Annotated in this window: 24 protein-coding genes; 8 read left to right on the forward strand and 16 right to left on the reverse strand. The window is 71.0% G+C overall.

Annotated features, from left to right (window positions below):
• Window positions 1-52 precede the first annotated feature (52 nt).
• From RC2_RS18045 to RC2_RS18055, 3 genes are read right to left on the reverse strand one after another with little or no spacing between them, the layout of a single operon-like run.
• Window positions 53-673, reverse strand: coding sequence for a histidine phosphatase family protein (locus RC2_RS18045; RefSeq protein ID WP_068144819.1), 621 nt, complete (start codon window positions 671-673; stop codon window positions 53-55).
• Between the two features lie 13 nt (window positions 674-686).
• Window positions 687-1,085, reverse strand: a complete 399-nt coding sequence (locus RC2_RS18050; protein WP_068144816.1) for an MmcQ/YjbR family DNA-binding protein — start codon at window positions 1,083-1,085, stop codon at window positions 687-689.
• 25 nt (window positions 1,086-1,110) lie between these two features.
• Entirely contained in the window at window positions 1,111-1,923 is an 813-nt protein-coding gene (locus tag RC2_RS18055; RefSeq protein ID WP_068144814.1) for a transglutaminase-like domain-containing protein, read from the reverse strand.
• A 78-nt stretch (window positions 1,924-2,001) separates the two neighbouring features.
• On the opposite strand from RC2_RS18055, the gene RC2_RS18060 reads away from it, so the two are divergent.
• Complete coding sequence (locus tag RC2_RS18060; RefSeq protein ID WP_068144810.1) at window positions 2,002-3,264, forward strand: alpha-hydroxy acid oxidase; 1,263 nt, start codon at window positions 2,002-2,004, stop codon at window positions 3,262-3,264.
• A 30-nt stretch (window positions 3,265-3,294) separates the two neighbouring features.
• Here RC2_RS18060 and RC2_RS18065 read toward each other — a convergent pair whose 3' ends face one another.
• The 5 genes from RC2_RS18065 to RC2_RS18085 all read right to left on the reverse strand — a co-directional run bounded on the left by RC2_RS18065 (window position 3,295) and on the right by RC2_RS18085 (window position 10,252).
• A complete protein-coding gene (locus RC2_RS18065) occupies window positions 3,295-4,020 on the reverse strand; it encodes a YoaK family protein (protein WP_068144807.1) in 726 nt (241 codons plus the stop codon).
• 242 nt (window positions 4,021-4,262) lie between these two features.
• Window positions 4,263-5,114, reverse strand: coding sequence for an alpha/beta fold hydrolase (locus RC2_RS18070; protein ID WP_245811184.1), 852 nt, complete (start codon window positions 5,112-5,114; stop codon window positions 4,263-4,265).
• Window positions 5,115-5,164: 50 nt separating this feature from the next.
• The gene (gene lysX, locus RC2_RS18075; RefSeq protein WP_068144869.1) at window positions 5,165-8,407 is read right to left on the reverse strand and encodes a bifunctional lysylphosphatidylglycerol synthetase/lysine--tRNA ligase LysX; all 3,243 of its coding nucleotides are present in this window, start codon (window positions 8,405-8,407) and stop codon (window positions 5,165-5,167) included.
• A 238-nt stretch (window positions 8,408-8,645) separates the two neighbouring features.
• Window positions 8,646-8,927 carry a hypothetical protein gene (locus RC2_RS18080; protein ID WP_068144801.1) on the reverse strand — a complete coding sequence of 94 codons (282 nt, stop codon included), beginning with the start codon at window positions 8,925-8,927 and terminating at the stop codon, window positions 8,646-8,648.
• 53 nt (window positions 8,928-8,980) lie between these two features.
• Window positions 8,981-10,252 carry a GGDEF domain-containing protein gene (locus tag RC2_RS18085; protein WP_082895337.1) on the reverse strand — a complete coding sequence of 424 codons (1,272 nt, stop codon included), beginning with the start codon at window positions 10,250-10,252 and terminating at the stop codon, window positions 8,981-8,983.
• A gap of 218 nt (window positions 10,253-10,470) precedes the next feature.
• On the opposite strand from RC2_RS18085, the gene RC2_RS18090 reads away from it, so the two are divergent.
• On the forward strand, window positions 10,471-11,508 hold the full coding sequence (locus RC2_RS18090) for a nitronate monooxygenase (RefSeq protein ID WP_068144799.1): 1,038 nt from the start codon (window positions 10,471-10,473) through the stop codon (window positions 11,506-11,508).
• A gap of 15 nt (window positions 11,509-11,523) precedes the next feature.
• Here the strand turns inward: RC2_RS18090 and RC2_RS18095 are convergent, their stop codons facing one another.
• Window positions 11,524-12,315: an alpha/beta fold hydrolase gene (locus RC2_RS18095; RefSeq protein WP_068144795.1), complete on the reverse strand. Its 792-nt coding sequence runs from the start codon at window positions 12,313-12,315 to the stop codon at window positions 11,524-11,526.
• Between the two features lie 43 nt (window positions 12,316-12,358).
• Window positions 12,359-13,705, reverse strand: coding sequence for an L-lysine 6-transaminase (gene lat, locus RC2_RS18100; RefSeq protein WP_068144792.1), 1,347 nt, complete (start codon window positions 13,703-13,705; stop codon window positions 12,359-12,361).
• Between the two features lie 85 nt (window positions 13,706-13,790).
• Between lat and amaB the strand changes: the two genes are divergently transcribed.
• Window positions 13,791-15,320: an L-piperidine-6-carboxylate dehydrogenase gene (amaB, locus tag RC2_RS18105; RefSeq protein WP_068144789.1), complete on the forward strand. Its 1,530-nt coding sequence runs from the start codon at window positions 13,791-13,793 to the stop codon at window positions 15,318-15,320.
• A complete protein-coding gene (locus RC2_RS18110) occupies window positions 15,320-15,532 on the forward strand; it encodes an RNA-binding S4 domain-containing protein (RefSeq protein WP_068144863.1) in 213 nt (70 codons plus the stop codon). The genes amaB and RC2_RS18110 overlap by 1 nt, the downstream gene beginning before the upstream one ends.
• Before the next feature lie 30 nt (window positions 15,533-15,562).
• On the opposite strand, the gene rraA is transcribed toward RC2_RS18110, so the two are convergent.
• Complete coding sequence (rraA, locus tag RC2_RS18115) at window positions 15,563-16,060, reverse strand: ribonuclease E activity regulator RraA (RefSeq protein ID WP_068144787.1); 498 nt, start codon at window positions 16,058-16,060, stop codon at window positions 15,563-15,565.
• A 143-nt stretch (window positions 16,061-16,203) separates the two neighbouring features.
• Here rraA and RC2_RS18120 point away from each other — a divergent pair, with 143 nt between their 5' ends.
• Window positions 16,204-16,425, forward strand: coding sequence for a DUF6480 family protein (locus RC2_RS18120; protein ID WP_068144784.1), 222 nt, complete (start codon window positions 16,204-16,206; stop codon window positions 16,423-16,425).
• 28 nt (window positions 16,426-16,453) lie between these two features.
• On the opposite strand, the gene RC2_RS18125 is transcribed toward RC2_RS18120, so the two are convergent.
• Window positions 16,454-17,260: a MerR family transcriptional regulator gene (locus RC2_RS18125; RefSeq protein WP_068144860.1), complete on the reverse strand. Its 807-nt coding sequence runs from the start codon at window positions 17,258-17,260 to the stop codon at window positions 16,454-16,456.
• Window positions 17,261-17,424: 164 nt separating this feature from the next.
• Between RC2_RS18125 and RC2_RS18130 the strand changes: the two genes are divergently transcribed.
• The 3 genes from RC2_RS18130 to RC2_RS18140 all read left to right on the forward strand — a co-directional run bounded on the left by RC2_RS18130 (window position 17,425) and on the right by RC2_RS18140 (window position 21,558).
• Entirely contained in the window at window positions 17,425-18,969 is a 1,545-nt protein-coding gene (locus tag RC2_RS18130) for a succinic semialdehyde dehydrogenase (RefSeq protein WP_068144781.1), read from the forward strand.
• Between the two features lie 166 nt (window positions 18,970-19,135).
• Window positions 19,136-20,533, forward strand: a complete 1,398-nt coding sequence (locus RC2_RS18135) for a hemolysin family protein (RefSeq protein ID WP_139277464.1) — start codon at window positions 19,136-19,138, stop codon at window positions 20,531-20,533.
• A complete protein-coding gene (locus RC2_RS18140; protein ID WP_174552349.1) occupies window positions 20,530-21,558 on the forward strand; it encodes a hemolysin family protein in 1,029 nt (342 codons plus the stop codon). Before RC2_RS18135 ends, RC2_RS18140 begins: the two co-directional genes overlap by 4 nt.
• 90 nt (window positions 21,559-21,648) lie before the next feature.
• On the opposite strand, the gene RC2_RS18145 is transcribed toward RC2_RS18140, so the two are convergent.
• The 4 genes from RC2_RS18145 to RC2_RS18160 all read right to left on the reverse strand — a co-directional run.
• Window positions 21,649-22,602, reverse strand: coding sequence for a CopD family protein (locus RC2_RS18145; RefSeq protein WP_068144854.1), 954 nt, complete (start codon window positions 22,600-22,602; stop codon window positions 21,649-21,651).
• A gap of 7 nt (window positions 22,603-22,609) precedes the next feature.
• A complete protein-coding gene (locus RC2_RS18150; RefSeq protein WP_082895341.1) occupies window positions 22,610-23,059 on the reverse strand; it encodes a copper resistance CopC family protein in 450 nt (149 codons plus the stop codon).
• 50 nt (window positions 23,060-23,109) lie between these two features.
• Entirely contained in the window at window positions 23,110-23,790 is a 681-nt protein-coding gene (locus RC2_RS18155) for a YcnI family copper-binding membrane protein (protein ID WP_068144775.1), read from the reverse strand.
• Between the two features lie 43 nt (window positions 23,791-23,833).
• Window positions 23,834-24,341, reverse strand: a 508-nt coding sequence (locus RC2_RS18160) for a hypothetical protein (protein ID WP_218017975.1), incomplete at its 5' end; no start/stop codon positions are given.

The following is a 24,341-nucleotide window of genomic DNA, read 5'->3' on the forward strand; positions in this document are numbered from 1 at the left end:
CCGCCGGACGCGCCGGAACCCGCACACAGCCGAAAACCGGCCCTGAGCAGGCTCATTGAGAAGTCGATGAGGATCGCATCCGGTACCGGGGGAGCAGATCCAGCACGTGCTGGGTCTCGTTGACCGAGGCCACGGTCCGGTGACCGCTCCGGGAGACGAGCACGCGGGTGATCGAGCAGTAGTCGATCGGGAACGTCAGCGGCGTCGCGGTGCCGAGGAGGCGATGCAGCACCGCGTTGACGACGCCGCCGTGCGCGACGACGGCGACGGACGCGTCGGGGTCGGCCTCGCCGATCACCCGGGCGAGCGCGTCCTCGACGCGACCGGCGAACGCGTCCGCGTCGACGCCGTCGGGTAGGTACCCGGCCTTGATGCGTGCGTACTGCTCGGGGAACTGCTCGCGGGCCTGCTCGATGGGCAGGTAGCCGGCATGGTCGCGGTCGTACTCCGCCAGCCCGTCCAGGACGTCGACGCCCAGTCCGCGCGCGGACGCGAGCGGGGCGGCGGTGTCGAGAGCGCGACGCTGCGGGCTCGACACGATGCGGACGATGTCGTGCGGGGCCAGCGCGTCGGGCAGGCGGGCGGCCTGCTCGCGGCCGAGATCGGACAGATCCGGGTCGGCCCCGTCGGTGGACGAGAGCGGAAGCGCGTGACGAATCAGGAGCAGCTGCACGCGGTCGATGCTGTCACGAGCGTGCGTCGAGCTCGGCGACCAGGCGCTTCGTGGCCGTGCGTCGGTAGGACATGTCGAGGAGTTCGCGCACCTCCTCCCAGTCGGGCTCGTCGGCCGTGAGGTCGAGGCCGAGCCACCCGGCGGGACCCCAGTACGCGGGAACGAAGAACCGGGCGTCGCCGATCAGGGCGTCGTGCTCGTCGGGATCGGGAAGGAACTGCAGCGACCGCGCCCAGCGCGTCGAATGATGGTCGCCCTTCACCGTCGCCCCGTACACGGCGAACGTCTTGGTGGTGACGAACTGCGGCCGGCCGTGGCTCACCTTCTCCGCGGCGCCCGGGAACGCCAACGCCAGCTCCCGCACACGCCGCAGCAACTCGTCGTCGTCGTCGAACCGCACGGGGTGGGCCATGCCAGGAGAAGGTAGCCCTGCCCGCTCAGGAAATCGAGACCTCACGGGTCACGTCGTCGACGGGGAGGTCGCCCTCGACCACGGCGAGGACGTCCAATCGGTCGAGGGTGAGGTACCCGTCGTGGTTGTCCAGGAAGGCGGTGTCCGCGGCGTCCCGCCCCGTGGCGATCCGCACGAGGGACTGGCGCGGCGCGAGGCGGGTCGCGTCGACGACGCGCCACACCCCGTCGACGCAGGCCTCGGCGACGGCGTGGAAGTCCATGGGATCGCATCCCGGCGCGTACACGGCGACGAGGCGGGCGGGGATCTGCCGCGCTCGGAGCAGGGCCACGACGAGGTGGGTGTAGTCACGACAGACGCCGGCTCCGGCGAGGAGCGTGTCCGACGCGCCGTCGATCGGATCGCTGCTGCCGGGCACGTAGCGCAACCGCCGAGCGACCCAGGCCGTCACGGCGGCGAGAACCTCGCCGTCGGACTCCAGGTGGCCGAATTCCCGTGCGGCGAAACCGGTCAACGTGTCGGACTCCGCGTAGCGCGACGGGCGCAGGTACACCGACAGGTCGCGATCGACGACGTCCGGCGGTTCGGCGTGCCCGTCGACCGTCGCGCGGTAGCGGACACTGAGCCGGCCGCGATCGCAGTCGAAGCCGTGGATGCGGCTGCCGTGCTCGGCCGTGATCTCCACGGGTGCGAGGGCGCGGCCGTCGAGCTCGAACGTCAACTGCTCGTCGATCACCAGGCCCGGGACGCGGGCGGCGGCGATCTGGAACTCGAGGCTGGTCGGATCGGTGACGGTGACCTCGAGGGCGGCCGAGACGGTGCGCTTCACCGACGCCATGGTGCCAGGGGGCGCCGTGCGGGTGCAGTCTGGACGTGGTCCTTGCCGTAGCCGTCCCCCGAGAAGAGGTCGACACCGATGCCCGTCGCCCGCCAACTGCCCCGCCCCGCCGAACTGCGCGAGCTGCTGTCCTTCCGGAAGCCGGACTTCGACCTGCGCCGCCGCCGACTGAACGCCGCCCTCACCATCGAGGACCTCCGGACGATCGCCAGGCGACGCACTCCCCGCGCCGCCTTCGACTACACCGACGGTGCTGCCGACGCCGAGATCTCGCTCGCGCGGGCGCGACAGGCGTTCCGCGACATCGAGTTCCACCCGTCGATCCTGCGCGACGTGTCCCGGGTCGACACCTCGACCACCGTCTTCGGGGGCCCGTCGTCGCTCCCGTTCGGCATCGCCCCGACCGGGTTCACCCGCTTGATGCAGACCGAGGGCGAGTACGCGGGGGCGGGAGCCGCCGGGGCCGCCGGCATTCCCTTCGGCCTGTCCACTCTGGGCACCACCTCGATCGAGGACGTCCGCGCCGCCAACCCGACGGGCCGAAACTGGTTCCAGCTGTACGTGATGCGCGATCGCGACATCTCGTTCGGCCTCGTCGAGCGGGCCGCGCGGGCCGGTTTCGACACTCTCCTGTTCACCGTCGACACCCCCGTCGCCGGGGCGAGGCTGCGCGACACGCGCAACGGCTTCTCCATCCCGCCGCAGTTGACGGCGTCGACCATCGCCGACGCCATTCCCCGGCCGTGGTGGTGGTGGGACTTCCTCACCACCCCCAAGCTCGAGTTCGCGTCCCTGTCCTCGACCGGCGGCACCGTGGGCCAGTTGGTGAATTCGGCCATGGATCCGACCATCTCCTTCGCCGATCTCGACGTCATCCGCAGCATCTGGCCCGGCAGGTTGGTGGTCAAGGGTGTGCAGTCCGTGGCGGATGCGGTCGAGCTCGCCGAACGTGGGGTCGACGGCATCGTCCTGTCCAACCATGGTGGCCGCCAGCTCGATCGAGCCCCCGTGCCCTTCCACCTGCTGCCGTCGGTGGTGCGCGAGGTCGGGCCGGACTTCGAGGTCGCCGTCGACACGGGGATCATGCACGGAGCCGACATCGTCGCCGCGATCGCGCTGGGGGCCTCTTTCACCCTGATCGGTCGGGCGTACCTCTACGGGCTGATGGCGGGCGGTCGCGCCGGTGTGGATCGCGCCATCGCCATTCTGCGCGAGGAGATCGTGCGCACCATGCAACTGCTGCAGGTGAACACGATCGCCGACCTCGGCCCCGAGCACGTCACCCAGCTCACCCGTGTGGTTCCGCGGGCCCGGGCCGCCCGGTCCGAGCCGGGCTCCTGACGACCCTGTCCGCCCGGGCCTCGGACGTTCTCAGCCGAACACCGTTCGGCGCTCGGTGTGGGTGAAGGTGAAGACGGTGGCCCCGCCGCTGAGGAGGGCGGCGAGCAGGAGGACCTGCGGACCCGTGATGAGGACGCCCACGGCCGCTCCCACCGCGCCGCCGAGAGAAAAGGATCCGAGCAGCAGCAGATAGCAGAGCCAGTCGTATCGGGTGCCGCCACCGGTCAGGTGCCGTTCGATTCCCTGGCCGAGTTTCACGACGGTGCCGGTGACATAACTCAGCGGGATGAATGTCTCTTCCTTCTTCGTGAATGCGGTGTTCAGGGCACCGAGCGCGAAGGCGACCAGAAGAATGGGGTAAAGGCTGACGTCCGCCGAGGACCAGCCGGACACGGCGATGTCGATGATGCCGGCCAGGGCCAACGCGATCGTGGTGACCACGGTGGCACCGTGCGGGTGATTGTCCCAGTAGCGACGACGGCAGAACGACGCGAGGACGACGCCCGCCACGAACGAGACGATGAGGGCCAGGGCGACCAAAGGTGTTGCGCCAGGCGCGACTTCCTTGCCGTCGGGGTGGCCGAACCAGCCGACGACGGCGCGCTCGGTGTTGCCCGTCATGAAGGTGACGAAGTATCCCGCGGAATGCAGGAAGGCCACCGCGCCGAGCATTCCGGCGACTCCGGCGAGGATCCAGGACAGCCGCGCTTCGGCGCCGACGGCGGTTTCTCGGTCGATCGAGTACGGGGACGTCATGTGATCGATCCTCCGGACAATGACCGATCTCGCAATTTTTCGAGTCGTCGATCACAAACGTACGGTTCGGTCGAAATGAAATGAATGCACAGAATACTGTCGAGTTCACCGTGAGTTCGCGTGATGTTCGTGTCCGAGCGAGTTTTCCTCCGTGTTCTCGCGGGTTCGTCGTCGTCGAACCCAACGGACACGGCCGCGGGATGGACGCGGCACGGAGATGTCCGGCTTTTCCGGTTTCCGGACTATTTTTCGCGACGGGCGTCCTGCAGCACCGCGTCGACGGCCCGCGCCACCACACCCGGCTGGTCGATCATCACGTGATGGTGCGAGGGCGAGACGACGACGAACCGTCCCCCGAGGTACGACGCGAGCCGCTGCTGCTTCCGAATCCACCGCGCGCCCCACGGGGTCCGGTGGGAGGTGTGGGCCGCGGCGACGACGATGGGCACGTCCGGTAGGGGAGTGTCTCGCCGCAGTCGGTTCAGCTCGACGGCGAGGTCGGCGTACGCGAAGTACTCGACCGTCGCGGCCTCGAGGTAGGAGGGTTCGCGGTAGAGGCGCCGGAGGTCGTCGATGCGCTCGGGCGGGTAGCCGTCGGGGGGGACCGCTCGGACCACGAGGTGGCGTACGGCGTCGGCGCCCAGTGCCTGCAGCCCCACCGCCGAGGACGTCCGGGCGAGGATGCGCGCGGCGGGCATGCGGAGGCGCCGGGGCACCAGGGCGCCCGGTGACTTCTCGACGCTCGAGTCGAGCAGGACGAGGCCGCCGACGCGGTCCGGCTCGAGGCGGGCGGCACCCTCGACGTAGAACCCCGCCATGGAGTGCCCGACCAGCACGGCGGGCCGCGTCGGGCCCAGTGCGTCGAGTACCGCGACGATGCGTCGGGCCTCACCGGCGACGGTGGGCACCTCCCCCGGTCGCGGCTCGCTGTCTCCGAAGCCGGGGCGATCGAGGGCGACGGCGCTGCACCCGGCGTCGCCGAGGAGGGTGAGCACGTCCACCCAGTCGTGCCAGGAGCTGCCGAGGCCGCCGCAGAGCACCACCGGCGCGGAGTCGCCGTGTACCCGCGCCACGTGCACCGCGCTGCCGAGCACGGTGACGGTTTCATGTGAAACAGTGCGCGCTCCGCCGCTCGACCCGATCGTCATTCTCCGCGCGGCTTCGCCAGCGGGAAGGCCAGCGTCTCGCGGATGCTGCCGCCGGTGATGAGCATGACCACGCGGTCGACTCCCATCCCCAGTCCACCCGTCGGCGGCATACCGTGCTCGAGGGCCTGGAGGAAGTCCTCGTCGAGTTCCATGGCCTCGGGGTCGCCGCCGGCCGCCAGCATGGACTGCTCGGTGAGCCGCCGCCGCTGGTCCACGGGGTCGGTCAACTCGCTGTACGCCGTGCCGAGTTCGACGCCCCACGCCACCAGGTCCCACTTCTCGGCGACGCCGGGGATGGACCGATGCGGCCTCGTGAGCGGCGACATCGAGGTCGGGAAGTCGATGTAGAACGTGGGGAACTCGGTGAAGTCCTCCACCAGATGCTCGTACATCTCCTGCGCGACCGCGCCGGCGTCCCAGGTCGACTGGTACGGCACGTCGTGCAGGTCGCAGAGTCGCTGCAGCTCCTCGAGGGGCGTCGCGGGCGTGACGTCGGCGCCGATCTTCTCGGCGATCGCGCCGTGCATGGTCTTGACCGGCCACTCGCCGGAGATGTCGATCTCGACGAGCGTGCCGTTCTCGTCCGGACGGTGGATCACCTCGCGGCCGTGCGCGGCCACTGCCGCTCTCTGGATGAGTTCGCGGCAGAGGACCATGCACCGCTCGTAGTCGCTGTGGGCCTCGTACGCCTCGAGGATCGTGAACTCCGGGTTGTGCTTGAAGTCCGCACCCTCGTTGCGGAACACGCGGCCGATCTCGAAGACCTTCTCCATGCCGCCGACGCACAGGCGCTTGAGGTAGAGCTCCGGCGCGATGCGCAGGTAGAGATCGAGGTCGTAGGCGTTGATGTGGGTGAGGAACGGCGCCGCGTTGGCCCCACCGTGCACCTGCTGGAGGATCGGAGTCTCCACCTCGAGGAAGCCGCGGCCGCCCAGGGTGTCACGCAGCGACGTCACGATGGCGCTGCGCGCTCGCATCAACGCACGCGCCTGCGGGTTGATCGCCATGTCGACGTAGCGTTGCCGCACCCGCGCCTCGGGGTCGGTCAGGCCGCGGTACTTGTCCGGCAACGGATGCAGTGACTTGCCGTTCATCCGCCAGTCGGACACCAGCAGCGCCTGCGCTCCGGCGCGCGATCGGCCGAGGATGCCACTGCACGAGACCAGATCGCCGAGGTCGACGTCGGTGGCGAAGCGCGACAACGGTTCCGTCCCGATGCGGTCGCGCTCGAGGAGGACCTGCAGGTCCCCGCTCCAGTCCCGCAGCAGGCAGAACACCACGCCGCCGTAGTCGCGGATACGCAGAATGCGTCCGGACACGCGGACCGTCGTGCCGTCGGGAGACGCCGCGGCCTCGGCGACGGTGTGCGTCGGCGGATGCGCGACGGGATACGGATCGATGCCCTCGCCCGCCAGGCGGTCGAACTTGGCCAGTCGGACTCGCACCTGCTCGGGTCGGCGACGCTCGGCGCCCGTCTCGGTCACGATGCCGTCCGGCTCGCTGCCGTCGGCGTGCAGCAGCCCGTGCGCGGCGACGGCCGCGGGCACCGCGGTGTGGGTGCCGGTGTGGCCGACGACGCCCCGGCCGCCGGGATCGGCGAGGCCGCGTCGACCCGGCACGCTGAGGAAGCCCTCCGCGATGGCGGACGCGGTGCCCACCTTCGGCAGGTCGCGCCCGTCGCCGAAGCACAGGTATCGCGGCACCCACTCCGGCTGGTACTTGAGGTTCGACCGGTACAGCGCCTCGAGCTGCCACCACCGGGAGAAGAAGACCAGCAGTGCGCGCCACAGGCGCAGGACCGGCCCGGCGCCGAGCCGACCGCCTTCCTCGAAGACGGACCGGAACACCGCAAAGTTCAGCGAGATCTTGGTGATGCCCACCGTGTCGGACCGAGTGGCCAGCTCCGAGACCATCAACTCCACGGTGCCGTTCGGCGCGGTCCGCGCGCGCCGCATCAGGTCCAGCGACGCGGCCGCCGGCCCCCACGGCACGAGGGAGAGCATGCCGACCACACTGTCCCCGGCCCCGCCGCCGGCCTCGTCGAGGACCGCCTCGACCAGCAGGCAGTCGCCGTCCAACGGGTCGCCGAGGCGTCCGAGGGCCATCGAGAAGCCGCGTTCGGTCTCGGTGTCCCGCCAGTCGTCGGCACGTTTCTCGATGGCGGGCCACTCGTCGGCGCCGATGTCCCGGTGTCGTCGGATTCGGACGGACACGCCCTTCGCCTTCGCCCGGTTGACCGCTTGGCGGACCGGCCGCATGTCGGGGCCGCCGAGCCCGAACGAGCGGGTCTGCAGCACCGCCTCGTCACCCAGCTCGAGCACGCCGAGCCCCGCCGCGCGGTAGGCCGCCGCGCCGGCCTCGCTCGCCCCCATCACCGCCGGCGCCCAGCCGTACCGCGACGCCAGGTCGAGCCAGGCCTCGATGGCCTGCGGCCACGCCGAGCGGACGCCGACCGGATCGCCGCTGGCCAGACAGACACCGATCTCGACGCGGTAGGTCACCGCCGCGCGTCCCGACGGCGCGAAGACGACGGCCTTGTCCCGGCGGGTGGCGAAGTAGGCCAGCGAGTCGTCGGGAGAGGCGGCCACCAGGCCGCGGAGGGCGGACTCGTCGGTGCCGGTGAGGGCGTTGACGGCCCGCTGCGACCGGAACAGCGTCAGCACCGCTGCGGCGAGGGCGAGGAACGCGAACAAACCGAGCAGGAAGTTGACGAATCCGTGCGGGCGACCGTCGAACTGCTCGTTGTCGATCACCGCCAGTCCGGCGACGCGGTTGAGCGACCAGAAGATGGTCTCGCTGCGATCCAGGGACCCGGGGAACGCCTCGAGCAGGCCCCATCCCGCGATCACCCCGACGGCGAGCCCGGCGACCAGCACGCCGAGGGCCTTCCACACCGCGCCGGGGCGCACCCGGGTGTCGAACTCGCGGCGGGACCACAGGAGCAGTGCCAGCGCGGCGAGCTGCAACACGGTGCCGATCCAGGACCCCACCGTGCCCGGATCGTCGACGAGGATCAGGACGTTGACCACGATCGACACGGCCACGTACACCGTCGCGATCCACCATGCGACGCGTTTGCGGGTCGAGAGCGCGGCCGCCAGCAGGGCGACGACGAGCGCGAAGGACAGGCTGGTGTCCGGCGCGTCGAGGACGTAGTCGTCGAGCCACTCACGGGGGTGGTGCGTGAGCGCGCGCAGGGCGGGCGAGAGCGACCAGAGGAAGACCACTGCCGAGTAGATCCCGACCGCGAGGCCGAGATAGTGCGGGACCTCGTGGCGGAATCCGGTCGAGGCCCCGGATCGGCCCCCGGATCGGCCCCCGGATCGGCCCCCGGATCGGCCCCCGGGCGACGACGTGTCGGACGGCACCTCTCGCGTCACCGACGACGTCGTCGGGCGCCGGTGTTCCTGGATCGACATGGGAACACTATGCGCCGTCCACGCAGTTCGCGCGCGGATTGTGCGCGCGCCCGGGGGATCAGCGGACGGGGAGGGCGCGGTCCCGCGCGCGCCGCCACCGCCACCACCCGGTCACGGCGATCGCGACGCCGACCACGGACAGCAGATCCGACTCGGTGATGCCGTGCTGGGGGGAGAACACGACCAGGACGCGCCCCTCGATCGGGCCGTTGAAGAACAGCCACCCCACCGACGCGACGGCGGTGGCGGCTGCGGACAGGCGCGTGGGGCGCGCGAGGCACCACGCCGACGCCGCGAAGAGCGAATTCATCGCGACGAGGCCATGGAACACGGAGGTCATGGGAATCGAGTGTGCCCGGTGTCCCGCCCCGGGGGCGGCGGCCCGCGCCACCGTCAGACCCTCGTCGTGAGTACGCGGTCGCCGCCGGCGGCCTTCGCTCGATACATCATGGAGTCGGCCGCGCGGGTCGCGCGGGTGACCGCGGCCGGTCCGACCTGCCACGACGGGGAATCGGGCGTCATGACGGCGACGCCGACACTGGCCGTGACGGGCACGTCGTCGGCCGGGTCGTGAACCGTCGCGGTGACGCGACTCACCAGGTCGGGCAGGTCGCCGTCCGTGTCGACGACGACACCGACGAACTCCTCGCCGCCGGTGCGGGCCAGGATCCCGCGAGCACCGAGCAGCGCGTGAAGCCGAGAGGCGACGGTCCGGATCACGGCGTCGCCGCGGTCGTGGCCGAACCGATCGTTCACCGCCTTGAACCGGTCGATGTCGACCAGGAGGACCGCGACGGACACGCCGCGCGAGCGGGCGACGTCCCACAGCTCGTCGACCGCGTTCTGCAGGCCCCGACGGTTCGCGACGCCGGTGAGTTCGTCGAACTCCGACGCCCGGGCGTCCGCCGAGACCAGGGACCAGGCGATGTGGGCGAAGACGGGAACGCCGCTGACCGATCCGCTCGCGACCAGCACGGCGGCCACCGCGTCGTTGATCCCCCAGAGCCCCTGCAGGTACGCCTGCAGGCCGATCCAGGCGATGACGACGTTCACGAAGGCGAGGTGCGCGAGCAAGATGCGCGCACTGAGGAAGAACGTGCAGAGGGCGCCGTTGAGCGCGAACAGGAACGTGCCGATCAGGGCGCTGGTCGGGGTGTCCAGCAGGATCACCGACGTGATGCCCAGATCGCCGAAGAGCAGCAGCCCCAGGAACTGCGCCTTCCTGGTGGGGGTGGGCGCGAAGGTGACCCACGCGATCACCGCGATCTGCGCGGCGAGCACGATCATCACCCAGGTGACCTCGGCGGTTCCCGACGGCCCGTAGGGCGAGCCGAGCATGAGCATCGACACGAGCGCGTTCAGTCCGACCCCGAACACCACCACGCCCTTGATCAGACCGTGCAGCGGCCGGGTGGAGCGGTGGACGAAGATCCAGTCGAAGTCGTGCGGAGTGGTCAGCCACCGCCGGAAGACGGCGAACGGGCCCGTCGCGATGCGACCACCCCACGCGGCGCGCCGGCCCCGGCGGGCGTCGGCCGCACGCTGCTCCGGCGAGGAGTGGCGTCCCGGGCCCTGCCAGGGGTGCGGCTCGCCGCGCCGACCCCGACGCCCCCGGGGATCGTGCGGGGGCGTGGCGGAACGCTGCCGATGGTCGGGCGGGCTCACGTGACGGACGATCGCCGCGGCGTGGAACAGGGGTCGACGTGCATGGGTGTACTCCCGTATTCGGTACGGCCCCGACGCCGTCTTTCTCTACTGCGGTGACGATGATAACCGGCATCGGTGGTGCTTCGTCCCGAAGAACCGGACCTGTCGTCTGTTCTGGTCCAGTCGAGCGGACCGGTTCGATCCGTGCCCCGGCGGCCGTCGATACCCTCGTGCGCATGGCCGTCCACCCCGCCGCCCTGCCCATCGTCTGCGCCCCGATGGCGGGCGGACCGTCCACCCCCGCGCTCGCGGCGGCGGTCGCCGAGGCGGGCGGGCTCGGCATGCTCGCGGGTGCGATCTCCACCCCCGATGCCCTCGAGGCGGACCTGACCGAGGTGGAACGGTCGACCGACGGGTCTTGGGGGGTCAATCTCTTCCTGCCGTCCGCGCGCATCGCGTCGGAGTCCGCGCTGGCCGACTACCGCCGCGGCCTGGAACCGCTCGCGGCGGACCTCGGTGTCGATCTCGGCGATCCCGTCCACGGCGACGACGCGATCGAGGCGAAGATCGAGATCGTCCTGCGTCATCGGCCCGCCGCGGTGTCGGTGACCTTCGGCCGGCCGGGGCGGGAACTGACCGACCGTGTCCACGACATCGGGGCCCTGATGATCGGCACCGTCACCTCGGTGGCCGAGGCCGAGATGGCGGCCGAGGACGGGGCCGACCTGCTGGTGGTGCAGGGCAGCGAGGCGGGCGGACATCGCGGCGTCTTCGCCGACGACCCGTCGTCGCCCCGCGGCGGCGAGGCGATGTCCCTGCCCTCGCTGCTCGTGGCCGTCGGACTGTCCGTCGACGTCCCGCTCATCGCCGCGGGCGGCATCATGGACGGCTCCGGCGTGGTCGCCGCGCTGGGGCTGGGCGCCGTCGCCGCGCAGATGGGAACCGCGTTCCTCTGCGCGGACGAGGCGGGCACGTCCGCCGTGCACCGCAGGGCGCTGCTCGAGCGGACCTACTCGCGGACCGTCGTCACGCGGTCCTTCTCGGGCCGTCCGGCCCGCGGACTGGAGAACGAGTTCGCGGCGCAGCACACGGCGACCGCACCGGCAGGGTATCCGGAGGTCAACGCACTGACGGGGCCGCTGCGGGCCGCCGCCACGAGAGCCGGCCGCGCCGACGTCCCCAACCTGTGGGCCGGGACCGGCTGGCGAGCCGTCACCGCCGCCCCCGCCGCGGACATCGTGCGCCGCGTGGTGGCGGAGATGGAGACGGCCTGACGGTCGACCGCTCGCTCAGGCCGGCAGTTCGCTACCCGCGAGCAGGATCGACGCGATCAGCGCGGGGTTGTCCGTCATGGGGACGTGGCCCACGCCGGGCACGGGGATCACCGTCGCGTTCGGGAAGACCGACCGCACGCGTCGGGACTGGTAGTAGGGGAGGACCAGGTCCCGCGTTCCCCAGGCGACGGTCACCGGCACTCGCGGTTCGGTGGCCGGGGGGAAGGCGAAGTCGGCCTCGATGCCCGCGTCGATCATGGGATTCGTGGTGAGGGAGTGCACGTCGTGTACCGCCGACTCGTACGCCACGCGCGACGGGTGGGCGAAGAACGGCAGCAGCGACGGGTAGCGCACGGCGCGGTACCGCATGGCGGCCGGGGCGCGATCGCCGAAGGCGCGGGCGACCTGCCGGATCGCTTTGAAGGTGTTGATGGTGCGTGCTTGATCGGCGCGACCCAGGAAGAACCCGGCGGGGGACAGCGCCGTCGCGGACGCCACCTCGCCGTGGGCGGCGAGGACGAGCGAGAGGTAGCCACCCAGGGAATTGCCGCCGATGTGCACCTGCTGACCGGGCTCCTCCACCTCGCGCACGAAGGCGATGAGTTCCGACACCATGTACTCGATCGCGTCCTCCCCGTCCTCCGGCAGGGGATCCGACTCCCCGTGGCCGGGCAGATCGACGGTGATGACGCGCCGGTGTGGTGTGAGTCGGTCCAGCACCGCGTCCCACGCCTGGCGCCGGTGGACCACTCCGTGGACGAGGACGAGGGTGGGGCCACGGCCGGCCACGTCGTACTTCAGCGTCATGGCTGGTGATCGTAGACGGATGGAGAGTGCGTGTGACGCGCGGTCACACTCGTGGCCGGATGCTCCGACGCGTCAGCACACGGTCCAGTGCCGCGACGGCGCTGCGGAGGTCGTTCTCGGTGACGGTCAGGGCCGGTCGGAAGCGAATGCTGCGGTCCCCGCACCCGAGCATGAGGACGTGCTCGCGCTCGCGCAGGTCGGTGACGACGGCGTCCCTGGTCTCGGTGTCGGGCAAGGACACCGCGCGCATGAGGCCGCGGCCGCGCACCTCGGAGACCGCCGGGTGTCGTACGGCCAGGTCCGCCAGCGCGTCGCCCAGGACCGCGCCCAGCTCCGCGGCGCGCTCGATCAGACCGTCCTGCTCGACGACCTCGAGGATGCGTCGGGCACGCACCATGTCTGCCAGCCCGCCGCCCCACGTCGAGTTGATGCGTGATCCGACGCGGAACACGTTGTCGCGCACCAGGTCGACTCGACGGCCGGCCATGATGCCGCAGACCTGGGTCTTCTTGCCGAAGGCCACGACGTCCGGTTCGATACCGAGCTGCTGGTGCGCCCAGGCCGTTCCGGTGATCCCGACCCCGGTCTGCACCTCGTCGACCACGAACAGTGCGTCGTACTCGTGGCAGAGGTCCTGCAGGGCACGCAGATACGTCGGACGGAAGTGGTGATCGCCGCCCTCGCCCTGGATCGGTTCGAGGACGACGGCGGCGATGTCGTGGGGGTGGCGGTCGAAGTGCTCGCGCGCGGCCGCCAGGGACCGCCGCTCGACGGACTCCATGTCGGCGCCGTCCCGGACGTAGGCGGAGGGGATGCGCGGCCAGTCGAAGGCGGGGAAGCGCGCCACCTTGATCGGGTCGGTGTTGGTCAGCGACATCGTGTAGCCGGACCGACCGTGGAACGCGTGCTCGAGGTGCATGATTCGAGTGCCGAGCCGGGGGTCGCGCCCTGCCTCCTCGTTGCGTCGGCTCTTCCAGTCGAAGGCGACCTTGAGGGCGTTCTCCACGGCGAGCGCGCCGCCCTCCACGAAGAACAGGTGCGGCAGCTCCGGGTGGCCGAGCACGCGGGCGAAGGTGTCCACGAAGCGTGCCATCGGTTCGGTGTAGATGTCCGAGTTGCTCGGCTTGTGCAGCGCGGCGGTGAGGAGGTCGTCGCGGAACTCGGCGTCCTCGACCAGGGCGGGGTGGTTCATGCCCAGGGCGTTGGAGGCGAAGAACGTGAACATGTCGAGATATGCGGCGCCGGTGCGGGCGTCGATGATCGTCGCGCCGGACGAGCGGTGGAGATCGAGCACGAGGTCGAACCCGTCGACGAGGAGATGGCGTGACAGGGACTCGTGAACGGTCGACGGGTCACCGGGCGGGGAGGAGATCGGCAGCACCTGGGTCATGAACGGGAGTCTATGCGATAAAATCCTGTAAATAACCGATTGAGACGGAAAATATCCTGTCCACGCCGTGAGGGAGACTCGACGCATGACCGCCACCGCCACCCTGGCCAGCCGTACCGCCGACCTGCTGCGCAGTCTCGGAGCCGCGCCGCTCGCGGTGGACGGCGACGGAGCGGCCACGCGGAGTCCCGTGACGGGCGAGGCGCTCGGCCACGTCCCCACCACCGTCTCCGCCGCCGACGCCGTCACGGCTGCGGCGGCCGCGTTCACCGAGTGGTCGTCGGTTCCGGCCCCGGTGCGCGGAGCGGTGGTGCGCGAACTCGGAGAACTGTTGCGCGAGCACAAGTCCGCGCTGGGCGAGCTGGTCAGCATCGAGGCCGGCAAGATCGTCAGCGAGGGCCTCGGCGAGGTCCAGGAGATGATCGACATCTGCGACTTCGGCGTCGGACTGTCCCGTCAACTGCACGGAGCGACCATCGCCACCGAGCGTCCCGGCCACCGGATGATGGAACAGTGGCACCCGCTGGGCGTGGTCGCCGTGATCACGGCCTTCAACTTCCCGGTGGCCGTGTGGTCGTGGAACACCGTGCTCGCCCTGGTCGCGGGAGACACCGTGGTGTGGAAACCGTCCGAGAAGACGCCCGTCACCGCGATCGCCGTACAGGCACTTGCCGACGAGGCCGCCCGACGCGCCGGCGTCGACCTCCCCGTGACCCAGCTCGTCCTCGGTGAGCGGGACGCGGGCGAGGCTCTGGTCGACGATCCGCGCGTCGCGCTCGTCTCGGCCACCGGCTCCACCCGGATGGGCCGCGAGGTCGCCCCCCGCGTCGCCGCGCGATTCGGCCGGGTCCTCCTCGAACTCGGCGGCAACAACGCTGCGATCGTCTGTCCCAGTGCGGATCTCGACCTCACCGTGCGCGGCATCGTCTTCTCGGCCGTCGGCACGGCGGGGCAGCGCTGCACGTCGCTGCGACGCGCGATCGTGCACGAGTCCGTGGCCGACGAGCTCGTCGACCGACTCGCCGCCGCCTACGCGACGTTGCCCATCGGCTCACCGCTCGACCCGGACACCCTCGTCGGACCCCTGATCGACGAGGACGCGTACACCGCGTTCGCCGCAGCCCTCGACCAGGCCCGGGCGGACGGTGGGATCGTCGTGACGGGAGGCGAGCGCGTCGACGGTCCCGGCGGTGGCAGCGCCGATGGCGCCGGCGGCGTCTACGTACGCCCGGCCGTCGTCCGCATGCCGTCGCAGACCGCGGTGATGCGTCGGGAAACGTTCGGGCCCATCCTGTACGTCGTGACCTACACCGACCTCGGCGACGCCATCGCCGTCCACAACGACGTCCCGCAGGGCCTGTCGTCGTCGATCTTCACGACGGACCTCCGCGAGGCGGAACGCTTCCTCTCGCCGTCCGGATCGGACTGCGGCATCGCCAACGTCAACATCGGGCCGTCCGGCGCCGAGATCGGCGGGGCGTTCGGCGGCGAGAAGGAGACCGGCGGTGGGCGCGAGTCCGGCTCCGACGCCTGGAAGGCCTACATGCGCCGCACCACCAACACCGTCAACTACAGCTCGGAACTCCCGCTCGCTCAGGGGGTGACGTTCGGGTGATGGTCGTCCCGATCCGCGACGAGGTCATCCGCCTCGGCCAGTTCCTCAAGCTCGCGAACCTCATCGACTCCGGCTCGGAGGCCAAGGCGGTGATCGCCGACGGGCTGGTGCAGGTCAACGGCGAGGTGGAGACCCGCCGCGGACGCCAACTGCGCGCCGACGACGTCGTGACCGTCGGCGGGCAGTCGGCGCGGGTCACCGCGGAGGCGTAGTCACCTGCGGATGACCGTCGCCGCCGCCCGTCAGTCCTGCGTCGGCAACGGCTCCGCGGTGACGACGACGACGCCGTCGTCGTCGCTGTAGACGAACTCACCCGGTGCGAAGGTCACGCCGCCGATCTCGACGGTGACGTTCTTCTCGCCCGAGCCCGTCTGCGTGCTCTTGCGCGGATTGGTGCCGAGGGCCTTCACTCCGATCGACAGGGTGCGCAGGATGGCGGAGTCGCGGACCGCACCGTTGACGATCACCCCGGCCCAGCCGTTCTCGACGCCGCGGCCCGCGATGATGTCGCCCACCAGGGCCGTGTGGATCGACGCGTCGCCGTCGACCACGAGGACCCCGCCGTGACCCGGCTCCGACAGGGTCTGCTTCACCAGCAGGTTGTCCTGGAAGCACCGGATGGTGGTGATCGGACCGCAGAACTCGGTGACGGCACCGAACTGGCGGAACTGGGTGTCGCAGCTGCGGATGTCCGGACCGATGGCGTCGGCCAGATCGGCCGTGGCGATGAAGGTGCTCATGGCTGCACAGGATAGGGCGGCCGGGTGTGAGGCGCGTCGCTCGGTTGGACCTGCCGCACCGGGGGAATACGTGACCGATGACAACGAGTCAGAGAAGCAGCGGCGACGACGGAACGCGCCGACCGTCCGGAGGAGAATCACCGATGTCCGGCCAGAATCCCGATCCCGCGGAAATTGCAGGTCTCGAGCCCGGCGGCGGTGTCGCCCCCGGTGACACCCCGCCGGTCTCCACGTCCGCCGCCGGACCGAATCACGAACCGCCGCAACGCACTCGCACGCCCGCCGTCATCTTTCTCGCCGTCGTCGGCCTCATCGTCGTGCTCGTGGCACTCGGCCTGATCGGGCGCATCGCCGGCTTCCTCTGACGACGCGCAGCGGCTCGGGGCGGGCCGGTCAGGCGCCGTGCTCGGCCGCGTTCGCGGCGATCACGTCCACCAGCCACTGCGCCAGGCCCTCGGCCCGCGCGTCGTAGTGCGTGCGGAACCGCTCGTCGGCGACGTACATGCCCGACACGCACACCTGCATCGCGTGGTCGCAGTCGTAGAACCGGTCGATGGACAGCCGATGGCGCTCGGCCAGTGCGTTCGCGGCCGGATCTCCCGGCCGCACGCCGGCCGCCATCGCCGCGGCGCAGTCCGCCTCCAGCGCCTCCGTGTCGGCCTTGATCGTCGTCCAGTCGTCGGTGGTGAATCGCGCGGTGCGTTCGCGGCTCTGCGCCCACGCGTCCGTCTCGCCCCACCGCTCGCGGGCCTCGTCCTCGTACTTCTCGCCCGTCCAGTCGTCGCCCCAGATCTCGCGTAGCTGGTCGGGTGTGGGCTGCTGTCCCATGGTTCTCTCCTCGATCAGAGTGTCGACGGCGGTCGCCATCGCCTGCAGGTGATCGATGCGGTCGGCGAGCGCGTCCCGTTGCCGCCGCAGGTGCGTCAGTGCATCGGCGGCCGGATCGTCGAGCAGCGTCCTGATCTCGTCCAGCGGGAATCCGAGTTCGCGGTAGGCGAGCACCGCGAACAGGCGCTCGACGTCGTCGTCGGAGTAGGTGCGGTACCCCGCGCCGGTGCGACCGGACGGCACCACCAACCCCACCGCGTCGTAATGGTGGAGTGTGCGGACGCTGACGTCGGCGAGTCGGGCGACCGCGCCGACGGTAAGGAACTGTCGGGCGTCCGCACCGACGGCAAGGAACCCGTGTGCATCGTTCACGTCGCTCACTGTGATTCCTCCCGTCGCGTGAGGGTCAAGTCCGGGCGTGTGCGCAGGGGCTGTGACGTGACGCACCCGTGGAGTACCGTGGGCGGGTACTTGTCAACGCCCGTCACACACAGCTCCGGTCTCGGAGCCGTGCACCCAGTCTCCCGGGGAGTTCGATGTCTGCGCCGACCGCTGCCACCTTCGACCGTCTGGTCGCTCTCGCCTCCGTCGCTCCCGGCCGTGAGACCCGGCCCGTCGTCGAGGTCTTCACCGGCCGCGAGATGGCGACCGTCCCGGTGGGCACTCGGGAGGACGTCCTGACCGCCGTCGAGACCGTGCGCAGGGCTCAGAAGGCGTGGGCCGACATGCCCGTCTCCGCGCGGGCGAAGATCTTCCACAAATACCGCGACCTCGTGCTGAAGCATCGCGCGTCGCTCATCGACATGGCGCAGGCGGAGACGGGCAAGTCCCGGTCCGCGGCCCAGGAGGAAGTGCTCGACATCGCGATGACGTCGCGGCACTACGCGCGCACGGCCGGAGACCTGCTGAAGAGCAAGCGGGTGCCCGGCATGCTGCCGGTGCTGACCAAGACGCGCATCAACTACCAGCCCAAGGGCGTCATCGGCATCATCTCCCCGTGGAACTACCCGATGACGCTCGCCGTGTCGGACGCCATTCCCGCCCTGCTCGCCGGCAACGGCGTGGTGCTCAAGCCCGACAGCCAGACGCCGTACTGCGCCCTGGCCTGCGTGGAGCTGCTGTACGAGGCCGGCCTGCCGCGTGATCTCTTCGCCGTCGTCCCCGGCCCCGGGTCCGTCGTCGGCACCGCGATCGTCGACACCACCGACTACCTCATGTTCACGGGCTCCACGGCCACGGGCCAGCTCCTCGCCGAGCAGACCGGCCGTCGGCTGATCGGCTTCTCCGCCGAGCTGGGCGGCAAGAACGCGATGGTGGTCACCAAGGGCGTCAAGATCCCCGAGGTGGTCGACGCCGCCGTGCGCGCCTGCTTCTCCAACTCCGGCCAGCTGTGCATCTCGATCGAGCGCATCTACGTCGAGAAGGCCATCGCCGAGAAGTTCTCCGCGGCGTTCGCCGAGCGCGTGAAGAAGATGACGCTGGCCGCCACGTACGAGTTCGGCGTCGAGATGGGCAGCCTCATCTCCGAGGACCAGGTCAAGGCCATCTCCCGCCATGTCGACGACGCCAAGGTCAAGGGCGCGACCGTGCTCGCCGGTGGCCGGGCGCGGCCCGACATCGGCCCGATGTTCTACGAGCCCACCGTGCTCACCGGCGTCACCGAGGACATGGACTGCTGCGCCGCCGAGACGTTCGGCCCGCTGGTGTCGATCTATCCGGTGGACTCCGTGGACGAGGCCGTCGAGCGCGCTAACGCCACGGACTACGGCCTGAACGCCAGCGTGTGGGCCCGCACCAAAGCCGAGGGCGAGGCCATCGCGGCCCGCCTGCGCGCCGGCACGGTCAACGTCGACGAGGGCTACGCGCCGACGTGGGGCAGCACGGGCGCCCCGATGGGCGGCATGGGCGTCTCCGGCGTGGGCCGCCGCCACGGTGTCGACGGCATCCTCAAGTTCACCGAATCGCAGACCGTGTCCACCACGCGGCTGATCAATCTCGGTGGTCGACGGCTGCCGCCGAAGCTGTGGGCGAAGGCGCTGCCGGTGTTCATCCGCGCCATGAAGTACTACCCCGGACGGTGACCGTTCGGCGCGGAGGTCGATCCGCGCCATGCAGTACTGCCGCGGTGTCCGGTAGATTCGGGCGAAACACCCGAACCGACAGAGGACGAATGGACAGCGACAGACCCGGGCCGGTCACGGCTCCCCGCGTATCGACGGATGCGACCAGGGAGGTGACCGGCACATGATCGAAGCAATCCTGACCCTGTTGCTGGGCATCGTCGTGGTCGTCGGCATCACTGCCGCCACGGGCTATTTCGTGGCGCAGGAATTCTCGTACATGACCGTGGATCGGTCCCGGTTGGAAGCCCGCGCCAAGGCCGGTGACACCACGGCCGCCCGCACGCTCGGGGTGACCCGCCGGACGTCGTTCATGCTCTCGGGCGCCCAACTCGGCATCACCGTCACGGCCCTGCTGGTCGGTAACTTCGCCGAGCCGCTCATCGGCCAGTCGCTGGGCACGCTGCTCGGCGGCGTCGGAGTGCCGGCCGGAATCGGCATCGCCGTCGGCGCGGTCACGGCCCTGGTGGTCTCGACGTTCGTGCAGATGCTCTTCGGCGAGCTGTTCCCCAAGAACTACTCGATCGCCCGTCCGGAGCCGGTCGCTCGCCGGCTCTCGCTGTCGACCACGATCTACCTCAAGCTGTTCGGTTGGCTCATCCGCATCTTCGACGCGTCGTCGAACGCTCTGCTGCGCGCGCTGAAGATCGAGCCCGTGCACGACGTGGAGCACTCCGCGACGGCCCGCGACCTCGAGCACATCGTGGCCGAGAGCCGCGACACCGGCGACCTCCCCGAGGAGCTCTCCACCCTGCTCGACCGCATCCTCGACTTCCCCACGCGCACGGCGGGCCACGCGATGATCCCGCGGTCCCGCGTCGCGACCGTCCGGGACGATGCCACGATCGCCGAGGTGCGTGCGCTGATGAGCGTCGAGCACTCACGCTACCCGGTCATGGCGGCGGACGACTCGATCCTCGGCGTCGTGCATCTGCGCGACGTGATGCAGACCGACCTGCCGGAGGACACACCGGTGACCGATCTGATCAGGCCCGCACTGGTGCTGCCGGAATCGCAGCTGTTGCCCGACGCGATGGGTGAGCTGCGGACGTCGAAGAACCAGATGGCCTGCGTCGTGGACGAGTACGGGTCCTTCACCGGTGTCGTCACCATCGAGGACCTGGCCGAGGAACTGGTCGGCGAGATCACCGACGAACACGACGACGAGCTGTCGATCGACCCCGTTCAGGACGCCGACGGCGTGTGGACGGTGGCGGGCGACGTCCACCTCGACGAGGTGGAGCGTTCGCTGGGCCGCGATCTGCCGTCCGGCGACTACGAAACCGTCGCGGGCCTGGTCATCGCCGAGTACGGGTCCCTGCCCGAGGTGGGGGACACCGTCGAGATCGACCTGCCCATGGACCACGGTGAGCTGGCGGGCGACGACGAGCCGCCGAGTCGCTACCTCGTGGCCACGGTGCGCGACATCGACAACCACGTGCCCTCGCAGGTGACGCTCGAACTCGGTGAGCGCAGCGCCGACGAGGTCGCGATCGAGGCCGCCGAAACGGAGCAGAACCGATGAGCAACCCCCTGGTCTTCCTGGTGGTCACCACCGCGCTCGTCGCGCTCAGCGCGTTCTTCGTGGCCATCGAGTTCGCGCTGCTGGCGGCCAAGCGCCACCGGCTCGAGGACGCCGCGGCCACCAGCCGGTCGGCCCGCGCCGCGCTACGTAGCTCGTCCGAGCTGACGGTGCTGCTGGCCGGGGCGCAGCTGGGTATCACGTTGTGCGCGTTGGCCCTCGGTGCGTTCTCGAAGCCGACGGTGCACTACTGGCTGCGGCCGCTGTTCACCTCGATCGGCCTGCCCTACTGGGCATCCGACGTGCTCGGCTTCGTGCTCGCCCTGATCATCATCACGTTCCTGCATCTCGTGGTGGGCGAGATGGCGCCGAAGTCGTGGGCCATCGCGCACCCCGAGCGGTCGGCGACGATGCTGGCGATCCCGATGCGCATCTTCATGTGGTTCACCCGCCCGATCCTGGTGACGCTGAACAACATGGCGAACTGGCTGCTGGTCAAGGCGAACGTGGAGCCGGCCAATCAGGTGGTGTCGGGCCAGAACCCCGACGACCTGGCGCAACTGGTCGCGCACTCCGTGAGCGTGGGATCGCTGAACCGGGAGTACTCGGATCAGATCACCAGCGCCCTGGAGCTCGAGCGTCTGACGGTGCAGGACCTGGTGCGCGGCGGCGACCCCACCGCGGTGCCGGCCGGGGCCACGGTCGCGGACGTCCGTGCCGCGTCCCTGCGCTCGGGTCATCTGCGGATCCTGGTGCGCAGGCAGGACGACGTCGTGGGCGTGGTCCACGTGCGAGACACGTTGCAGGCGGAGGACACTCGGCCGATCGACGAGTTCGTGCGCCCGGCGTTCGAGCTCGCGGGCGATCGCACCGTCTACACGGCGCTGGCCGAGATGCGCTCGACGCGCAACCACCTCGCGGTGGTGCGCGACGGCAGCGGGGCGGTGCTCGGCGTGATCACGCTGTCCGACGTGCTCGTGCGACTGCTGCCCAGCGCGGAGCCGTCGCCGGAACCCGCCCGCGCCTGACGCCGAACGGCACCCCGGATCTGTTCCGGCGCCCCCGATCGGGGGCGCCCACTCGGAACCGGGGTGCCGTTCGCTCTGTCGACTCCGCGGTCAGCCGGTGGTCGCCAGGGTGGAGGCGACTCCGAACGCGACGGCCATGAGCGCGCACTCGGACACCGCGCGGCCCACGGACGCCGGCGCCGACGTGCGGTGATCGCCGATGGTGGCCACCCACGTGCGGCGGCGCCACCACCCGCCCGCGACCAACAGCACCGCCAGTGCGGCCTTGGTCAACACCAGCCGCCCGTAGCCGTCGTCGATCAGCGCCGAGACCGAGCCGACCCGGCCGACGGCGGCGACCACTCCGGTGATCACGACGATGCCCACGCACCACCCGGCGGCCCGCGAGTAGCGCGGCAGCATCTCCGCCCACCCGCCCCGGGTACGCAGGGTCAGAGCGAGGGCGAGCAGCACGCCCAGCCAGATGGATGCGGCCAGCACGTGCAGGGCGATCGTCGGCGCCCCGAACGCCTGCTGCCCGAGGTGACCGGTGATGGGGCGCATCACCACGGCGACACCCACCGGCACCACCACGAGCACTCCCGAGACGTCGGCGCCGGTGCGCACCACCACGACGGCCCCCGACGCGAGCAGGGCGGTGATCAGCACGACGGCGGCGCCCAGCCGGCCTCCGACGACGCCGCCGAGATAGTCCGCGAATCCGGCGGTCGTGAGGTCCGACGCGGCGAGGCCCTGAGACCGCGCCGCGCCGAGCAGAAGCAACGCCGCCTCGGCGACGCACCACGTGCCCGCGGTGACCGCCACGGCGCGCCACGCCCGGGCGTCGTCGACGTGCCGGGAGGTGGCGCCGGCGAGGAGGACCACGCCGAGGCCCAGGGTGGTCGCGGCGGCGAGGTCGGCCACCGCCCGCACCGCGCTGTCGACGGACTCGGTTTCCCCGCCGGCGAGCAGCACGGCGACCAGGACCCCGAGTGCCGCAGCCGGAACGACGGCGAGGGGCGACCACCGCTCGCGGGCGCCCTCCGTCGTCCCGGCTCCGGTCATGCTCGGGTCACCGCCGCGAGCGGAGCGAGAACCCGAGCGCACCGACGAACACCACACCCGCCGCGACGAGGAACGGCCACAACGGGATTCCGCCGCCGGCCTCCGACGACGCCGACGCGTTCGCGGCCGGTCCGGGGGTGCCGGACCCCGCCGTCGTCGACTCGAACGTGCGGGTGCCGCTCACCGGGTGGCCGTCGGCCGAGGTGACGCGGTACGCGATGGTGTACGTCCCGGCCGGACCGAGTTCGCGCAGGTCGACGGACACCGTCGGCCCCTCGACGCGGGGATCGCCCTCCGACCACAGGTTGCCGTCCGGGCCGACCACCGTCAGGGAGGCGAACTGCTCCTGCACGGCCTCGTTGAACGTCACCGACGCGGTCGTCGGTGCGGAGTCGACGGTGCTGCCGTCCTCCGGGGAGCTGCCGATCACCACGGAATGCGCAGCAGCCGTGGGCATTCCGACCAGAGCGATCGCGGCGAGGAGCAGGAGTACCGTGCGCAGCCGGGTCACGAGCGTCGACCCCGCAGCACGCTGCCGAGTCCCAGAGCCGCGCCGAGCGCACCGAGCACCAGGGCGACGCCGGCCACCCACAGTGCGGTGTCGTCGGACGACGAGGATTCCGCGGCGGCCGTGGTCGTCGCCGGGTCGGAGGCGCCGGTCGAATGCCCACCGTGACCGGCGTGCTCGTCCGCACTCGAAGCAGCGAGTTCCAGTGTGGGCGCGGGATACTCGGGCTCGGCGCCGTCGGTGGTCGGCTGGTCCCAGGCGACCACCTTCCCGTCGCTGTAGGTCTGCCGCGCCGGGAAGGAGACGGTGTCCTCCTCGGGCAGCGGGCCGGCCGACAGGACGAACTGCTGGAACTGGCCCGGTCCGACACCGGGGTTACCGGGATCGGCCGTCCAGGTGACGCCGGTGGCCTTGTCGTCCGCGGAGCGCTCGACGGTGGCGGTCCAGCCGGGCATCGGCTCGGTGCGCGCGGAGGTGAGGTCGGGGAGGTCGACCGAGACCGACGTCGTCGACGTGGTGTCGGACTCGGTGGGGACCCGAACGGTGAGAACGGTGTAGCCACCCTGGGCCGCGCCGGGAGCGACGACGGTGACGTGGGCGGAGGCGACGCCCGCGGCGGCGATCATCGCGGCGGCGGACAGGGCACCCGTGCCGAGGGCACGCGTGACAGTGCGATTCATGAGGTTGTCTCTCTGAGCTGAGGAAGGAACTGGACCGGGAGCGTCAGGCGCTCGGCGGTCCTCGTCTCGAGAGAGCGGGCAGCAGGGGCACCGGAACGACGGCGGAGAGGTGACCGGGGAGCGGCGGGCCGGCGGCCGGGGCCGGAACCCGCGGGACGAAGCGGACGGACCGCAGTACCGAGCCCGCCACGGCGGCCAGGCGTTCCGCCGCGGCGATCAGCACGGCGCCGACCGCGACCGCGGCCGCGTGCGCCGCCAGCATGCGGGCACCGACCGGGTGGGCGTGACCCGTGGCCAGGACCAGGACGAGGTGAGCGATCACCTGGCCGGCGGCGAGCCAGCCCGCGACCGGCATCCGGCCGTCGCGCCGGGTCCCGACGGTCGACGCCAACAGCCCGAGCCCGACGGACACCAGGGCCACCAGGGTCAGGGACGTCGAGTCGGGCTCTCCGCCGTCGGCGGTGGCATGGGCGGCGACGGCGAGGGCTCCGGTGAGGGCGCCGACGGCGGCCCCCCGGAACGCGCGTCGTCGCTCGGTCACGGTGGTCCTA

This window comes from Rhodococcoides corynebacterioides NBRC 14404 (genome assembly GCF_001894765.1).
GTDB lineage: Bacteria > Actinomycetota > Actinomycetes > Mycobacteriales > Mycobacteriaceae > Rhodococcoides > Rhodococcoides corynebacterioides.

Bases quoted from the DNA above. Each gene is read 5' to 3' on its own strand.
- RC2_RS18050 (WP_068144816.1), bottom strand. From the start codon at position 1,085: ATGGCCCACCCCGTGCGGTTCGACGACGACGACGAGTTGCTGCGGCGT.
- RC2_RS18055 (WP_068144814.1), bottom strand. From the start codon at position 1,923: ATGGCGTCGGTGAAGCGCACCGTCTCGGCCGCCCTCGAGGTCACCGTC.
- RC2_RS18060 (WP_068144810.1), top strand. From the start codon at position 2,002: ATGCCCGTCGCCCGCCAACTGCCCCGCCCCGCCGAACTGCGCGAGCTG.
- RC2_RS18065 (WP_068144807.1), bottom strand. From the start codon at position 4,020: ATGACGTCCCCGTACTCGATCGACCGAGAAACCGCCGTCGGCGCCGAA.
- RC2_RS18080 (WP_068144801.1), bottom strand. From the start codon at position 8,927: ATGACCTCCGTGTTCCATGGCCTCGTCGCGATGAATTCGCTCTTCGCG.
- RC2_RS18090 (WP_068144799.1), top strand. From the start codon at position 10,471: ATGGCCGTCCACCCCGCCGCCCTGCCCATCGTCTGCGCCCCGATGGCG.
- RC2_RS18095 (WP_068144795.1), bottom strand. From the start codon at position 12,315: ATGACGCTGAAGTACGACGTGGCCGGCCGTGGCCCCACCCTCGTCCTC.
- lat (WP_068144792.1), bottom strand. From the start codon at position 13,705: ATGACCCAGGTGCTGCCGATCTCCTCCCCGCCCGGTGACCCGTCGACC.
- amaB (WP_068144789.1), top strand. From the start codon at position 13,791: ATGACCGCCACCGCCACCCTGGCCAGCCGTACCGCCGACCTGCTGCGC.
- RC2_RS18110 (WP_068144863.1), top strand. From the start codon at position 15,320: ATGGTCGTCCCGATCCGCGACGAGGTCATCCGCCTCGGCCAGTTCCTC.
- rraA (WP_068144787.1), bottom strand. From the start codon at position 16,060: ATGAGCACCTTCATCGCCACGGCCGATCTGGCCGACGCCATCGGTCCG.
- RC2_RS18120 (WP_068144784.1), top strand. From the start codon at position 16,204: ATGTCCGGCCAGAATCCCGATCCCGCGGAAATTGCAGGTCTCGAGCCC.
- RC2_RS18130 (WP_068144781.1), top strand. From the start codon at position 17,425: ATGTCTGCGCCGACCGCTGCCACCTTCGACCGTCTGGTCGCTCTCGCC.
- RC2_RS18140 (WP_174552349.1), top strand. From the start codon at position 20,530: ATGAGCAACCCCCTGGTCTTCCTGGTGGTCACCACCGCGCTCGTCGCG.
- RC2_RS18145 (WP_068144854.1), bottom strand. From the start codon at position 22,602: ATGACCGGAGCCGGGACGACGGAGGGCGCCCGCGAGCGGTGGTCGCCC.
- RC2_RS18150 (WP_082895341.1), bottom strand. From the start codon at position 23,059: ATGCCCACGGCTGCTGCGCATTCCGTGGTGATCGGCAGCTCCCCGGAG.
- RC2_RS18155 (WP_068144775.1), bottom strand. From the start codon at position 23,790: ATGAATCGCACTGTCACGCGTGCCCTCGGCACGGGTGCCCTGTCCGCC.